Origin of the sequence: Microbacterium oxydans (genome assembly GCF_900095745.1) — a bacterium.
Taxonomy (GTDB): Bacteria; Actinomycetota; Actinomycetes; order Actinomycetales; family Microbacteriaceae; genus Microbacterium; species Microbacterium oxydans_B.
On sequence record NZ_FMIR01000002.1, the window covers coordinates 12429 to 27015 of the forward strand.

The following is a 14587-nucleotide window of genomic DNA, read 5'->3' on the forward strand; positions in this document are numbered from 1 at the left end:
ACCGAGCGACGCAAGAGGGCGGGAGCATCACGCTCCCGCCCTCTTGTCTGCAGCCGCCGGTCAGACCTCGGTGATCTCGATCTGACGGAACAGGTCGGCGTCGATCGCGTCGCGTACGTCGTCGAGCAGGTCGTCGGACACCGGGGAGTCCAGCGTCAACACGCTGAGCGCCTGCGCGCCGGCCGCTTTGCGGGCGATCTGCATGCCGGCGATGTTGATACCCGCCTCCCCGAACTTCTGACCGTAGACCGCGACGATGCCGGGACGGTCGGTGTACAGCATGACGACGTGGTGCTTCTCGATCGGCAGCTCGAGCGCGTGGTCGTTGATGCCGATCAGCTTCTCGGCCTGCTTCGGGCCCGTGAGCGTACCGGACACCGACAGCTGGGACCCGTCCGACAGCGCGCCGGCGAGCGTGATCACGTTGCGGTACTCATCGCTCACGTCGTCTTTGAGCAGGCGCACGGCGATGCCGCGCTGGTCGGCGAGGAGCGGCGCGTTGACGTAGGAGACGGTCTCGCTGACGATGTTCGTGAAGACGCCCTTGAGAGCGGCGAGCTTGAGCACGCTCACGTCGTAGTCGTTGAGCTCACCGTGCACCTCGACGTCGAGGCTCGTGAGCGGCGAGGTCGCCAGCGACGCGAAGATCTGACCGAGCTTCTCGACCAGCGAGATGCCGGGGCGCACGTAGGGGTCGATGACGCCGCCGGCGACGTTGACCGCGTCGGGCACCAGGTCGCCGCCGAGCGCGAGACGCACGGAGCGGGCGACCGAGACGCCGGCCTTCTCCTGCGCCTCTTCGGTGCTCGCACCGAGGTGCGGGGTGACGACCACGTTGGGAAGCTCGAGCAGCGGACGAGCGGTTCCACCCTCTGCGGGGGGCTCGGAGGTGAAGACATCGAGACCCGCACCGGCGATCTCGCCCGTGACGAGGGCCGCATGCAGCGCCTCTTCGTCGATCAGGCCGCCGCGCGCGACGTTGACGACGAACGCGGTCGGCTTCATGGCCTTGAACTGCTCGGCGCCGATCATGCCGGTGGTCTCCGGCGTCTTCGGCATGTGGATCGTCAGGAAGTCCGACTCGGCGACGAGCTCATCGAGCGAGAGGAGCTGCACGCCGAGCTGCTGGGCGCGCGCCGAGGTGACGTAGGGGTCGTAGGCGACGACACGCATGTCGAAAGCCGCGAGGCGCGCGGCGACGAGCGCACCGATGCGACCGAGGCCGACGATGCCGACCGTCTTCTCGAAGAGTTCGGCTCCCGTGAAGGAGCTGCGCTTCCACGCGCCAGCGGAGAGCGAGGCGTGCGCGGCGGGGATGCGGCGGGCGAGGCTCAGGATGTGACCGACCGTGAGCTCGGCGGCCGACACGATGTTGGAGGTCGGCGCGTTGACGACCATGACGCCGGCAGCCGTGGCCGCCTTGATGTCGACGTTGTCGAGGCCGACTCCGGCACGGGCGACGACCTTGAGCTTCGGCGCGTGCGTGAGCGCTTCCTCATCGATGCGGGTCGCCGAGCGGACCAGCACGGCATCGGCATCCGCCAGCGCCGCGAACAGCGCTTCGCGGTCGGTACCGTCGACGTTGCGGACGTCGAAGTCGGGGCCCAGGGCCTCGATGGTGGCGGGAGAGAGTACTTCGGCGATGAGCACGACGGGCTTCGGCACAGTGGATCCTTCGGGGCAGCGCGGCAGGCGGGAGTGGCCGATGCGCCGCACACCATGGGGGCGCGATCGCGTCAACTCTACCCGAGCGCTCGAGGCCCTCCGTGCCGTGTGACCGTGTGCGGCTCAGGCGCTCGGCATCGTGAGGCTGAGCGCGATGAGGCTCATCCAGAAGACCGCGACGATGCCGAGCCCCGCGAGGAAAACCAGCGCGAGCTCTCCGACATTGCGTCGTCGGCCGATCACGAAGGCGAAGGCGAAGACGATGGCGGGAAAGGCGACGCCGAACGCGAGCGTCGCCCATCCACCGCCGGTCAATCCGGTCTGCGCCATCGTGATCAGGTGTGCGACGGCGTTCCACACCGCGTAGGCGTAGAACAGCCCTGCCAGCCCGATGACGAGTCCGACGACCCAACGAGGCGAACCCGCGGAGACCTGCTGGGGAGCGGAAGAGGCGCTCACGATCCGATCACCCCCACGGTGACGAAAGGCCAGGGAACGAGGAGGACCACGCCCGCCAGCAGCACGGCGACGCGGACCCATGCCGCCTTGCCGCGCGTCAGGACCCAGGTCGCGAGGAACCACAGCGCCGGCGCCGCGATCGCCAGCACGAACCACGGCAGGAACATCGCGTCGTCGACGAGGAACGATGCCAGCGGCTTGAGACGCAGTCCGCCGACGACCCAGCCGATCGTGTAAAGCAGATACACGCCGCCCACGATTCCGAGGATCAGCAGCATCGGAGTGCTCAGCCCCGCCGGCTCGTCGAGAACCGCAGGGGTGACGGTGCCGTCGTCCTCGACCGTCCCCACCTCTTCGCTTCCTCTGCCCACGGCGTTCCAGCCGTGCGGAAGGGCGCGATCCTGCGGCGCCGCGGCATCGTCGCCCTCCCAGTTGAGGGCGTCGTCGGAATCGGAAGTCATCTCCCCAGAGTAGGACACCCCGTCCACTATGCTCGGGGTTGCCTTCAGCCGGTACGGCGGGCATCGGAGGGAAAAGGGGAGCACCGTGGCCGACAGCGACAACAAGAACGCCGACGTCGAGCCGCCTGCGGCGAGCAGCACGAACACCGAGCCGCCCGCCGGATGGGTCCCCACTCCCGAGGCGAAGGCGAAGGCCACACGTTTCCGCTGGATCGCCGCCGTGCTCTGGGCCGTCGCGATCATCGGCGAAGCCGTCGGCATCTTCTGGCTGTTGCGCCAGCGCGTCTACGTCGGCGAGGACGGACAGCTCCTCCGCAACCCCGACACCGGACTCCTCGAGGAGCACGGCGTGACGGCGACGTTCCCGCAGTGGGCTTTCATCGCCCTCCTCGTGCTGCTCGTCGTGATCGCTGCACTCTCGATCACCGGATCCGTGCTCTGGAAGAAGGCGAACCGCCTCGACCCCGCGCGCAAGTCCGACAAGGTGCGGTTCTTCGTGCAGAACCAGCTCGGCGCGATCATCGCGATCGTCGCCTTCCTCCCGCTCGTCATCCTGATCTTCCTCAACAAGGACATGGACAAGGGCCAGAAGACGACGGCCGGCATCGTCGGTGTCGCCCTCGCGGCTCTCGCCGTCGTCCTCGGCGTCGACTTCGCTCCGCCGTCGGTCGAGCAGTACACGGCCGATCAGTCCGCCGTGATCCAACTGCTCGGCAAGGACGAGGTCGTATGGGTCGAGGGTGGCAAGGTGTACCACGTCTGCGATGAGGTCTCGGCGATCCAGACCGGAAGCGAGATCATCACCGGCACGACGGCCCAGGCCGTGGAAGCGGGCAAGAATCGGCTGACGCTGCAGTTCGCCTCCGAGCTACGTGCGTGCGACCTTCCCGTTCCCGAGAACGACGAGGAGATCACCGAGGCGCTGCGGGCGATCCAGGCCGGGCAGGTGGACACCGTCCTGCCCGCACCCGAATGGGCCGATTCCACGGAAGCACCCATCGTCGTCGACGAGGTACCGGCCGAGTGACGATCTCCGGTCGCTAGTCGGCGTCGAGCGCTTCGACGAGCCTCTCCTCGGCCGACGAGAGATGCGCATCGAGAAGGGCAGCAGCACGCTCGCCCTCCCCTGACTCGACCGCGTCGAGGATGTCGGCGTGCTCGGCCGCGATCACCGCGGCATCGAGCAGCCGGCGACCCTGCACCTGCGCCATGCACAGCCGCACCTCGTCGAGGACGCTGCGGTACATCCGACCGGTCCGCTCACTCCGGAGCGCGTCGATGAGCGCGGTATGGAAGCGCAGATCGGGGTCGACGGTGGCCGGGTCGGGGCCGGCGGGCATCGCGAGGATCTCGGCGTTGGCGTCGCGGGCGGCGTCGGGAACACTCCTGGTCACGGCGAGTTCGCGCAGCGCCGCGCTCTCCAGCCGCACGCGTGTGCGGTACACGTCGCGCACGGTGTCGGAGTCGATCCCGACCACTCGTGCGCTTCGGTGAGCGGTGCGCACCAGGAGTCCGGTGGCGACGAGCTGTTCGATGGCCGCCTTCGCACTCGGCCGGGCCACGCCGAACGTCTGCGACACCGCCGACTCCGTGAGCGGCGCACCGGAGCCGATCTCGCCACGGAGGATGCGTCCGCGCAGCTGAGCGGTGACGGCGTCGACCACGCCGACGACACCCAGCGGCGCGTCCGAGGTCGTGGTCATGCAGATAGTCTAACGAAACGCGCCACCGTCGGTACACTTGTCTGACAATCTTTCGACGGAGCAGAGGAGCACCGTGCCGACCACACTCGCCGAACCGCTGGACCCCGAACTTCTCGGCCCCACGACCGAGGTCCACTCCCGTTCCATCGACCGGTTCGCCCGCGCTCACGACGCCTCGCACTATCTGCTCATCCCGGATGCGGTGCTCTCCCCCGCGGATGCCGAGGGCGTCGCCCGTGCGTTCGGCGCTGTGCGTGCGGCGGGACGCACGATGACCTTCCGCTCCGGCGGGACGAGCCTCTCGGGGCAGAGCGTCAGCGGCGACATCCTCGTCGACACGCGCAGTCACTTCCGCGACATCCGCGTGGAAGACGACGGCGCCTTCGTCCGCGTCGGCCCCGGAGCCACGGTTCGGCAGGTCAACACGCGTCTGACACGCCACCGCCGCAAGCTCGGCCCCGACCCGGCGAGTGAGATCGCGTGCACGATCGGCGGGGTCGTGGCGAACAACTCCAGCGGCATGGCCTGCGGCATCACCGAGAACTCCTACCAGACCATCGAATCGATGACGATCGTGCTCCCGAGCGGGACGATCCTCGACTCCGGACGCCCGGACGCGAACGAGCTGCTGCGCGCCGCCGAACCGGCGATCGCCGACGGGCTCCTCGCGCTGCGCGCCCGGTTGCTCGCTGCGCCAGAGCGCGTCGCCTTCCTCCGGCAGCAGTTCTCGATGAAGAACACCATGGGCTATGGTCTCAACGCCCTGCTCGACTTCGATGATCCGGTGCGCATCCTCGAGCACCTCATCATCGGGTCCGAAGGCACCCTCGCGTTCGTCGCCGAGGCACGGTTCCGCACGATCGAGGTGCGTCCGGCGATCGCGACCGGTCTGCTGGTGTTCGAGACGCTGTCGGCCGCCATGACCGCGCTCCCCGACCTGACGCGTCTCGGCCTCGCGACGATCGAGCTGATGGATGCCGCATCGCTGCGCGTGGCACAGGGGCTGAGTGATGTCCCGGCAGCGATCGCGGAGATCGACGTCCAGGGGCATGCGGCGCTCCTCGTCGAAGTCCACGCCTCCGATACCGCGTCCCTCACCGCGGCGAGTTCCGCCGCCCAGGCGCACTTCGAGGCGCTGCCCCTGGCCGTGGCGCCCCGACTCACGACGGACGCTGCCGAGCGGGCCGCGCTGTGGCATGTGCGCAAGGGTCTCTACACGGCAGTGGCCGGTGCCCGTCCCTCCGGCACGACCGCTCTGCTCGAAGACATCGTCGTGCCCGTCCCCCGCCTGCTGGCGACCTGTGAGCGTCTGATCGAGCTGTTCGCCGAGCACGGGTATGAGGGTTCCGTCATCTTCGGGCATGCGAAGGACGGCAACGTCCACTTCCTGCTCAACGAGCGCTTCGACGATGCCGACAGCGTCGCCCGCTACCGCCGGTTCACCGACGACCTTGTCGACCTCGTGCTGTCCCAGCAGGGTTCGCTGAAGGCTGAGCACGGAACCGGTCGCATCATGGCGCCGTTCGTGCGCCGCCAGTACGGCGACGAGTTGACCGAGATGATGTGGGAGATCAAGCGCCTGCTCGATCCCGACGGCATCCTCAACCCCGGCGTCGTCCTCTCCGACGACCCCGATTCGTACCTGCACGACCTCAAACGCGTTCCCACAGTCGAGAACGAGGTCGATCGCTGCGTCGAGTGCGGGTACTGCGAGCCGACGTGTCCGAGCAAGAGCATCACGCTCACCCCGCGCCAGCGCATCGTGATCCGTCGTGACATGGCCTGGGCCGAAGAGCAGGGCGACACCGAGCTGCTGCGGGACCTGCAGAAGGACTACGACTACGACGGCGTGCAGACCTGCGCCGTCGACGGCATGTGCGGCGTGGCGTGCCCGGTCGACATCAACACCGGCGACCTGGTTCGTCGGCTGCGGGCCGAGCAGTCGAACGCGGTCGAGGGTGCCCTCTGGGGCACGGCGGCGAAGCACTGGAGCACGGTCACCCGGGCCGGCGGCATCGCCCTCACAGTCGCCGACGCGCTCCCGGCTCCGCTGGTCCGCGGCGTGACCCAGGTGGGACGCGCCGTTCTGGGTGCCGACACGCTCCCGCTCTACGACACGGGACTCCCCCGCGGCGGGTCGAAGCCTCCGCGCCCCGCGGCCCCGAGCGATGCGCAGGTCGTGTTCTTCGGCGCGTGCATCGGCACGATGTTCGGCGCGGAGGGCGAGGGCCAGGGATCGAGGGACGCGCTGCGTGAGCTGTTGGACCGCGCCGGGATCCCCCTGGTGATCCCGGAGGAGAACGGCGGCCTCTGCTGCGGCACGCCCTGGAAATCCAAGGGCCACCTCGACGGTTACCGGCTCATGTCCGACCGGGTACTGGATTCCCTCTGGGAGGCGAGCCGCCAGGGAGAGCTCCCCGTGGTGTGCGACGCCGCATCCTGCACCGAGGGCCTCGATGTGATGCTCGCGCAGTCCGTGGCGAAGAATCCGAAGTACGCCGGGCTCCGGATCGAGGATGCGACCACCTACGTCGCCCGTGAGGTGTTGCCGCGGCTGACCGTGCCGGCGAAGCTCCCGACGGTGGCTGTGCACCCGACGTGCTCGACGACCGCCCTCGGGGCGACGGGCGCTCTCACCGAGATCGCAGCCGCCGTCGCCGACGACGTGTTCATCCCGGAGGGCTGGGGCTGCTGCGCGTTCGCCGGTGACCGCGGGATGCTGCATCCGGAACTCACCGCCAGTGCGACCGCGCAGGAGTCCGCCGAGATCGCTGCCGCGGAGGATGAGCGCGGCAGCTTCGATGCGTTCGTCTCGGCGAACCGCACGTGCGAGATCGGGATGACCAGGGCCACCGGCCGCCCCTACCGGCACGTGATCGAGATCCTCGAGGAGCTCACCCGGCCCTGACCCGCCGGGAGAGGAACGAAAGAACGGGCGCCCCCGAGGGGACGCCCGTTCTTTGCTGACTCAGGTCAGGCTTGACTCCGATCAGCGCGCAGCGCTGCCGTCGACGTAGTCCTCGTCCTGCTGCTTCCACGCGAAGAGCGAACGCAGCTCCTTGCCGGTGACCTCGATCGGGTGCTGCTCCTCCTTGGCGCGCAGCGCCAGGAACTCCTCGGCCCCGTTGTCCTGGTCGTCGATGAAGCGCTTCGCGAAGGCGCCCGACTGGATGTCGGCCAGCACGCCCTGCATGCTCTCCTTGACGCGCTCGTCGATGACGCGCGGGCCCGAGACGTAGTCGCCGAACTCGGCGGTGTCGGAGATCGACCAGCGCTGCTTGGCGATGCCACCCTCCCACATCAGGTCGACGATGAGCTTGAGCTCGTGCAGCACCTCGAAGTACGCGATCTGCGGCTGGTAGCCGGCCTCGGTCAGCGTCTCGAAGCCCGCCTGCACGAGGTGGCTCACGCCACCGCAGAGCACGGCCTGCTCGCCGAACAGGTCGGTCTCGGTCTCTTCGGTGAAGGTCGTCTTGATGACGCCGGCGCGGGTGCCGCCGATGGCCTTCGCGTACGAGAGGGCGAGGTCCCAGGCGTGGCCCGAAGCATCCTGCTCGACGGCGATGATGTCCGGGATGCCGCGGCCGGCGACGAACTCGCGACGAACCGTGTGGCCCGGCGCCTTCGGGGCGACGAGGATCACGTCGACACCCTCGGGCGCGTCGATGTAGCCGAAGCGGATGTTGAAGCCGTGTGCGAAGGCGAGCGTCTTGCCGGCCGTGAGGTTCGGCGCGATGGACTCGCTGTAGATGATGCGCTGGTGCTGGTCCGGCGCGAGGATCATGATGACGTCGGCCCACTCGGTGGCCTCGGCGACGGTCTTCACGGGGAAGCCGGCCTCTTCGGCCTTCGCGGCGGACTTGGAGCCCTCCTTCAGCGCGATGGCGACCTCGACGCCCGAGTCGCGCAGGTTCTGCGCGTGGGCGTGGCCCTGCGAGCCGTAGCCGACGATCGCGACCTTCTTGCCCTGGATCAGGGACAGGTCTGCGTCGGCGTCGTAGAAGATCTCGGTGCTCACTGTGTGTTTCTCCTTGTTCTTTGCGTTTCGTCGGGATTCGCCCACTCCGGGAGCGGCGAAGACTGTGTTGATCGGTGTGGTCAGCCGCGCAGGACGCGCTCGGTGATGCTCTTGCCGCCGCGCCCGATGGCGAGAAGACCTGACTGCGCGATCTCCTTGATGCCGAAGGGCTCCAGCGCGCGGAGCATGGCGTCGACCTTGCCCTTGTCGCCGGTCACCTCGATCACGAGCGCATCCGAGGCGTAGTCCACCACCGATGCGCGGAAGAGGTTCACCACCTCGATCACGTTCGAGCGCGTGGCGTTGTCGGTACGCACCTTCACGAGCATGTGCTCGCGCTGCACCGACGTCGAGAAGTCGAGCTCGACGATCTTGATCACGTTGATCAGCTTGTTGAGCTGCTTCGTGACCTGCTCGAGCGGCAGCTCGTCGACGTCGACGACGACCGTGATCCGGGAGATCCCGGGCACCTCCGTCACGCCGACGGCGAGCGAATCGATGTTGAAGCCGCGGCGGGCGAAGAGGCCCGCGACGCGGGTGAGAAGGCCGGGGGTGTTCTCCACCAGCAGGCTCAGCACGTGGGTCGACATGGCTCAGACCTCCTCATCGAATTCGGGCGCGTGTTCGCGGGCGTACTGGACGTAGCTGTTGCTGACTCCCTGCGGGACCATCGGCCACACCATGGAGTCGGCGCTGACGACGAAGTCGATCACCACGGGGCGGTCGTTCGTCTCGAGCGCGAGCTTGATGGCGGCGTCCACCTCTTCCTCCTTCTCCACGCGGATCGCGAGGCAGCCGTAGGCCTCGGCGAGCTTCACGAAGTCGGGGATGCGGACAGTGCCGTGCCCGGTGTTGAGGTCCGTGTTGGAGTGGCGGCCGTCGTAGAACAGGGTCTGCCACTGGCGCACCATGCCCAGCGAGGAGTTGTTGATGATCGCGACCTTGATCGGGATGTTGTTGATCGTGCAGGTCGCGAGCTCCTGATTGGTCATCTGGAAGCAACCGTCGCCATCGATCGCCCAGACATGACGCTCCGGCTCTGCGACCTTCGCGCCCATCGCCGCGGGCACCGAGTAGCCCATGGTGCCGGCGCCGCCGGAGTTCAACCAGGCGTTGGGGCGCTCGTACTTGATGAACTGCGCCGCCCACATCTGGTGCTGGCCGACACCCGAGGCGAAGATGCCCTCGGGACCGGTGAGCTCGCCGATGCGCTGGATCACGTACTGCGGAGCGAGGAGCCCGTCGGTCGTCGGCGCGTAGCCGAGCGGGAACTCGGTGCGGAGGCCATCGAGGTACGACCACCACTCCTCGATGTCCGGCTTCGCGCTGGCCGTCGCACCGCGGAACGCGGCATCCAGGTCGGTCAGCACGTCGCGGACATCTCCCACGATCGGCACATCCGCGGTGCGGATCTTCGAGATCTCCGCGGGGTCGATGTCGACGTGCACGACCTTGGCGTTCGGGGCGAAGAGCGCAGCCTTGCCCGTCACGCGGTCGTCGAACCGTGCGCCGAGCGACACCAGCAGGTCGGCCTCCTGCAGCGCCAGCACGGCCGGGACCGTGCCGTGCATCCCCGGCATGCCGAGGTGCTGCGGGTGCGAGTCGGGGAAGGCGCCGCGGGCCATCAGCGTGGTGACGACCGGCGCCCCCGTGGACTCCGCGAGCTCGAGGAGCTCGGCCGACGCCTTGCCACGGATCACTCCGCCGCCGACGTACAGCACCGGCTTCTTGGCCTCGGCGAGCAGGGTGGCTGCGGCCTGGATCTGCTTGCCGTGCGCCTTGGTCACCGGACGGTAGCCGGGGAGATCGATCTTGGGCGGCCACACGAACGGCGCCGTCGCCTGCTGCGCATCCTTGGTGATGTCGACCAGCACGGGACCGGGGCGACCTGTGCCGGCGATCTCATACGCCGCCGCGATCGCGCCCGGGATCTCGGCCGCGTCCTTCACCAGGAACGAGTGCTTCGTGATCGGCATCGTGATGCCCACGATGTCGGCCTCCTGGAAGGCGTCGGTCCCCATCAGCGTCGAGAACACCTGACCGGTAATGGCCAGCATCGGCACCGAGTCCATGTAGGCGTCGGCGATCGCGGTGACGAGGTTCGTCGCACCCGGGCCGGAGGTCGCGATGCACACGCCCACCTTGCCGGACGCGGAGGCGTACCCCTCGGCCGCGTGACCGGCTCCCTGCTCGTGCCGCACCAGGATGTGGCGCAGATCCTTGGCATCCATCAGCGGGTCGTACACGGGAAGGATCGCTCCGCCGGGAAGGCCGAAGACATCGGTGACACCGAGCAGCTCGAGCGAGCGGACGACGGCCTCGGCGCCGGTGATCTCCGGGGCAGAGGATTGACGGGCGGGCGGCCTCGGCACAGCCGGGGCGGAGTCAGCAGTCATGACTTTCCTTCTGATGATCTGTGGAGGACACCGGATGCCGGAGCGTCCGGGTCAGCCGGTGGTCGCTCCCTCGGCGGCGGACCGCACGAGGCGCGAGTACTTGGCAAGAACGCCTCGGGTGTAGCGCGGGGGAAGCGGCTCCCAGCCAGAACGGCGGGAGGCGAGCTCTGCGTCGTCGACGAGTAGATCGAGAGAGCGAGCTGCGATATCGACCCGTATCAGATCACCATCGCGCACGAAGGCGATGGGACCTGCGTCCACCGCTTCGGGTGCTATGTGGCCGATGCACAGGCCGGTTGTGCCGCCTGAGAATCGTCCGTCCGTCAAGAGTAGTACATCTTTTCCGAGTCCCGCGCCCTTGATGGCCGCGGTGATGGCGAGCATCTCGCGCATACCCGGTCCGCCCTTGGGGCCTTCGTAGCGGATGACGATGACGGTGCCGGGCTCGATCTCGCCCTCGGCGACGGCGTCCATGGCAGCGCGCTCACGCTCGAACACGCGGGCAGGGCCTTCGAACACGGCGGCGTCGAAGCCGGCCGTCTTCACGACGGCACCCTCGGGAGCCAGCGAACCGTGCAGGATCGTGAGCCCGCCCGTCGCGTGGATCGGGTTGTCGAACGTGTGGATGACCTCGCCGTCGATCGGCTGCGGGTCGAGGTCGGCAAGATTCTCGGCGAGCGTCTTGCCCGTGACGGTGAGTGCGTCACCGTGCAGGAGACCCTCGTCGAGCATCGCCTTCATGATCACGGGGATGCCGCCGTGACGGTCGACGTCGTTCATGACGTACTTGCCGAACGGCTTCATGTCGGCCACGTGGGGAACCTTGTCGCCGATGCGGTTGAAGTCGTGCAGGCTCAGCTCGACGTCGGCTTCGCGGGCGATCGCCAGCAGGTGGAGCACGACGTTCGTGGAGCCGCCGAGCGCCATCGCCAGGGCGATCGCGTTCTCGAACGCCTCCTTGGTGAGGATGTCGCGCGTCGTGATGCCCTGGCGGAGCAGGTTCACGACGGCCTCGCCCGAGCGGTGGGCGAAGTAGTCGCGGCGACGGTCCGCGGCGGGCGGTGCGGCCGAACCGGGGAGGCTGAGACCGAGTGCCTCGGCGACGGACGCCATCGTGTTGGCGGTGTACATGCCACCGCAGGCCCCCTCACCCGGGGCGATCGCGCACTCGATGCGCTTGAGGTCCTCTTCGCTCATGAGACCGGCACGGCACGCGCCGACCGCCTCGAACGAGTCGATGATCGTGACGTCCTTCTCGGTGCCGTCGGAGAGCTTGACCCACCCCGGCGCGATCGAGCCGGCGTAGAGGAACACGCTCGACAGGTCGAGGCGGGCGCTCGCCATGAGCATGCCGGGGATCGACTTGTCGCACCCGGCGAGCAGGACGGAGCCGTCGAGGCGCTCGGCCATCATCACGGTCTCGACGGAGTCGGCGATGACCTCTCGGGACACCAGCGAGAAGTGCATCCCCTCGTGGCCCATAGAGATGCCGTCCGAGACGGAGATCGTGCCGAACTGCAGCGGGTAGCCGCCGCCGGAGTGCACACCTTCCTTGGCGCCCTGAGCGAGCCGGTCGAGGCTCAGGTTGCAGGGCGTGATCTCGTTCCAGCTGGACGCGATGCCGATCTGCGGTTTGTCCCAGTCGGCGTCTCCCATCCCGACGGCACGGAGCATGCCTCGGGAGGTCGTGGCCTCGATGCCGTCGGTGACGACGCGGCTGCGGGGCTTGATGTCGATGGGCGCGCTATTGGAGGGATCATGCGAGGACATGACGGAAGTCTATTGCTGCGCAGAGGTGCGGGCGTCCGCGAGCGCCTCCAGAAGCGCGGCGATCTGTTGTGGAGTGTCCACACGAAGCACCGCGGCGCTCTCCCCCGGGCCCACACGCACTCCGAGGTCGCCGGGTTCCAGCACGCGCATCGCATCCTCGTCGGTCACATCGTCGCCGGCGAACAGGATTCCGGTGGCATCGAAGCGCTCGCGGAGCGCCCTCATCGCCGCGTCCTTGCCCTCTGCGCGCGAAGAGAACTCCAGCACGCGGTGTCCGGCTCGGCGGCGCCAGTGCGGGAAGCGCTCGGCGACGAGGGCGTCGATCTCGGCGAAGACGCGCGCTTCGGTCTCGCGGTCCGCGCGGCGGGTGTGCACGCCCATGCCGAAGGTCTTGGGCTCGAACTCCGCGCCTTCGTAGCGCTCGATGATCGGCTTCGCGGCTGCCCACAGCTCTTCACGCGAACCGTCTTCGGTGATGTCGCCCGCGATCTCGGCGTCTCCCTCACCGGGGAACCAGTACTGCGCGCCGTGCGAGCCCGCCAGGGCGATCGCGGAATCGTCGGTGTGTTCGGTGATGACGCGCAGGTCGTGCATGCTGCGCCCGGAGACGTAGGCCACGACGGTGTCGGGAAGCGATGCGAGTCGCTCCACCTGCACGGCGACCTCCGGCAGTGCGCGCGCGGCCATCGGGTCGGGCACGAGCGGGGAGGCGGTGCCGTCGAAGTCGAGGGCCACGACCAGGCGCGGAGTAGCCGCCAGGGCGCTCAGGTCGTCGTCATCGGTTCCGGGGATCCAGGGGCGCGTCACAGGTTCTCCAATCGCAGGGGGTTCTTTCCCAGTATCGCGGCCCCGCGGGCGCTCAGCGTCCGCGCACCTCGGACAGCGCGGCGAGGAACGAGGAGGACCAGGCGTTCACATCGTTGTCCAGCACACGGCGGCGCAGTGATCTCATGCGCCGCCCCTGCTCGGCCGGGGGCATCTCCACCGCGGTCATGATCGCGTCCTTGAGCCCTTCGATGTCGTGCGGGTTGACCCGCACCGCCTGCCGCAGCTCGTCCGCCGCGCCGGTGAACTCACTGAGCACGAGGACTCCGCGATCGTCCACTCGACTGGCGACGTATTCCTTGGCGACGAGGTTCATGCCGTCGCGAAGTGCGGTCACCAGCATCACGTCGGCAGCCAGGTAGAGCGCGACCATCTCCTCGCGTGGATAGCCCTGGTGCAGATACCGGATGGCGGAGTGGCCCATCGTGTCCGTGTCGCCGTTGATTCGGCTGACGGCGAGCTCGATCTCGTCACGCAGATGGACGTACGCGTCGACGCGCTCCCGGCTCGGACTCGCGACCTGCACGAGCGTGACGTCTTCGACGTTGAGTCGCCCTTCCGCGAGCAGCTCCCCGTAGGCCTTGATGCGGTGGCGAATGCCCTTGGTGTAGTCGAGTCGATCGACGCCGAGCAGGATGCGCTTCGGGTTGCCGAGGCTCGCCCGGATCTCGGCGGCACGCGCGCGAATGTCTTCGCGGGCCGCGAGCTCGAGGTAGGGCGTCGTGTCGATGGAGATCGGGAACGCCCGGGCCAGTGCCGTGCGGGTCCCCTCCCCGTCGGGGACCGAGACGTTCGGTCCCTTGACGTCGTAGCGGAGCCGGCGGCGCACCGCCGTGAGGAAGTACGTGGCGTCCTGAGCACGCTGGAAGCCGATGACGTCGGCACCGAGCAGCCCGCGCAGCACCTGATCGCGCCACGGCAGCTGGGCGTAGAGGCCGTGAGCCGGGAACGGGATGTGGTGGAAATAGCCGATCGTCACGTCCGGACGCAGTTCGCGCACCATCTGCGGGACGAGCTGCAGCTGGTAGTCGTGCACCCAGACAGTGCCCTCCTCCGCCACGGCAGCGGCGGCGGCTTCGGCGAACCGACGGTTGACCCTGACGTACGCGTCCCACCATTCGCGGTGGTATTGCGGCGGCGCGATCACGTCGTGGTACAGCGGCCAGATCGTGTCGTTGGCGAAGCCCTCGTAGTACTCCGCGATCTCCTCCGCGCTCAGCGCGACCGGCACCAGTTCGATGCCACCGGCTTCGAACGGTGCCAGCTCGACGTCCGCCTGCCCCGCCCAGC

General features: G+C 68.4%; 12 protein-coding genes. 2 read left to right on the top strand and 10 right to left on the bottom strand.

Annotation, left to right across the window (positions count from 1 at the left end; all coding sequences use genetic code 11):
• Positions 1–60: 60 nt before the first annotated feature.
• The 3 genes from serA to BQ2383_RS00080 all read right to left on the bottom strand — a co-directional run bounded on the left by serA (position 61) and on the right by BQ2383_RS00080 (position 2585).
• Positions 61–1665, bottom strand: a complete 1605-nt coding sequence (gene serA / locus BQ2383_RS00070; protein ID WP_091027427.1) for a phosphoglycerate dehydrogenase — start codon at positions 1663–1665, stop codon at positions 61–63.
• A 123-nt stretch (positions 1666–1788) separates the two neighbouring features.
• A complete protein-coding gene (locus BQ2383_RS00075; protein ID WP_091027432.1) occupies positions 1789–2124 on the bottom strand; it encodes a hypothetical protein in 336 nt (111 codons plus the stop codon).
• Complete coding sequence (locus tag BQ2383_RS00080; protein ID WP_091027433.1) at positions 2121–2585, bottom strand: hypothetical protein; 465 nt, start codon at positions 2583–2585, stop codon at positions 2121–2123. Before BQ2383_RS00080 ends, BQ2383_RS00075 begins: the two co-directional genes overlap by 4 nt.
• Positions 2586–2670: 85 nt before the next feature.
• Between BQ2383_RS00080 and BQ2383_RS00085 the strand changes: the two genes are divergently transcribed.
• A complete protein-coding gene (locus tag BQ2383_RS00085) occupies positions 2671–3612 on the top strand; it encodes a hypothetical protein (protein ID WP_091027435.1) in 942 nt (313 codons plus the stop codon).
• Positions 3613–3625: 13 nt separating this feature from the next.
• Here BQ2383_RS00085 and BQ2383_RS00090 read toward each other — a convergent pair whose 3' ends face one another.
• Positions 3626–4288, bottom strand: coding sequence for a GntR family transcriptional regulator (locus tag BQ2383_RS00090; protein ID WP_091027437.1), 663 nt, complete (start codon positions 4286–4288; stop codon positions 3626–3628).
• A 73-nt stretch (positions 4289–4361) separates the two neighbouring features.
• On the opposite strand from BQ2383_RS00090, the gene BQ2383_RS00095 reads away from it, so the two are divergent.
• Complete coding sequence (locus tag BQ2383_RS00095; protein ID WP_091027440.1) at positions 4362–7196, top strand: FAD-binding and (Fe-S)-binding domain-containing protein; 2835 nt, start codon at positions 4362–4364, stop codon at positions 7194–7196.
• 81 nt (positions 7197–7277) lie between these two features.
• On the opposite strand, the gene ilvC is transcribed toward BQ2383_RS00095, so the two are convergent.
• The 6 genes from ilvC to BQ2383_RS00125 form a co-directional block, all read right to left on the bottom strand.
• Positions 7278–8306, bottom strand: a complete 1029-nt coding sequence (ilvC, locus tag BQ2383_RS00100) for a ketol-acid reductoisomerase (RefSeq protein WP_091027441.1) — start codon at positions 8304–8306, stop codon at positions 7278–7280.
• An 80-nt stretch (positions 8307–8386) separates the two neighbouring features.
• Positions 8387–8896 carry an acetolactate synthase small subunit gene (gene ilvN / locus BQ2383_RS00105; protein ID WP_091027442.1) on the bottom strand — a complete coding sequence of 170 codons (510 nt, stop codon included), beginning with the start codon at positions 8894–8896 and terminating at the stop codon, positions 8387–8389.
• Between the two features lie 3 nt (positions 8897–8899).
• A complete protein-coding gene (locus tag BQ2383_RS00110) occupies positions 8900–10702 on the bottom strand; it encodes an acetolactate synthase large subunit (protein ID WP_091027443.1) in 1803 nt (600 codons plus the stop codon).
• A gap of 51 nt (positions 10703–10753) precedes the next feature.
• Positions 10754–12472 (bottom strand): dihydroxy-acid dehydratase, encoded by a 1719-nt coding sequence (gene ilvD, locus BQ2383_RS00115; protein WP_091027444.1) that lies wholly within the window; start codon positions 12470–12472, stop codon positions 10754–10756.
• A gap of 9 nt (positions 12473–12481) precedes the next feature.
• Complete coding sequence (gene otsB / locus BQ2383_RS00120) at positions 12482–13279, bottom strand: trehalose-phosphatase (protein WP_091027445.1); 798 nt, start codon at positions 13277–13279, stop codon at positions 12482–12484.
• A 52-nt stretch (positions 13280–13331) separates the two neighbouring features.
• A partial coding sequence (locus BQ2383_RS00125) for an alpha,alpha-trehalose-phosphate synthase (UDP-forming) (protein ID WP_091027446.1) occupies positions 13332–14587 on the bottom strand: 1256 nt, incomplete at its 5' end.

What these genes read in the sequence shown, in the direction of transcription:
- ilvD (WP_091027444.1), bottom strand. Translation starts at nt 12,472, where the DNA reads ATGTCCTCGCATGATCCCTCCAATAGCGCGCCCATCGACATCAAGCCC.
- BQ2383_RS00090 (WP_091027437.1), bottom strand. Translation starts at nt 4,288, where the DNA reads ATGACCACGACCTCGGACGCGCCGCTGGGTGTCGTCGGCGTGGTCGAC.
- BQ2383_RS00110 (WP_091027443.1), bottom strand. Translation starts at nt 10,702, where the DNA reads ATGACTGCTGACTCCGCCCCGGCTGTGCCGAGGCCGCCCGCCCGTCAA.
- ilvN (WP_091027442.1), bottom strand. Translation starts at nt 8,896, where the DNA reads ATGTCGACCCACGTGCTGAGCCTGCTGGTGGAGAACACCCCCGGCCTT.
- BQ2383_RS00080 (WP_091027433.1), bottom strand. Translation starts at nt 2,585, where the DNA reads ATGACTTCCGATTCCGACGACGCCCTCAACTGGGAGGGCGACGATGCC.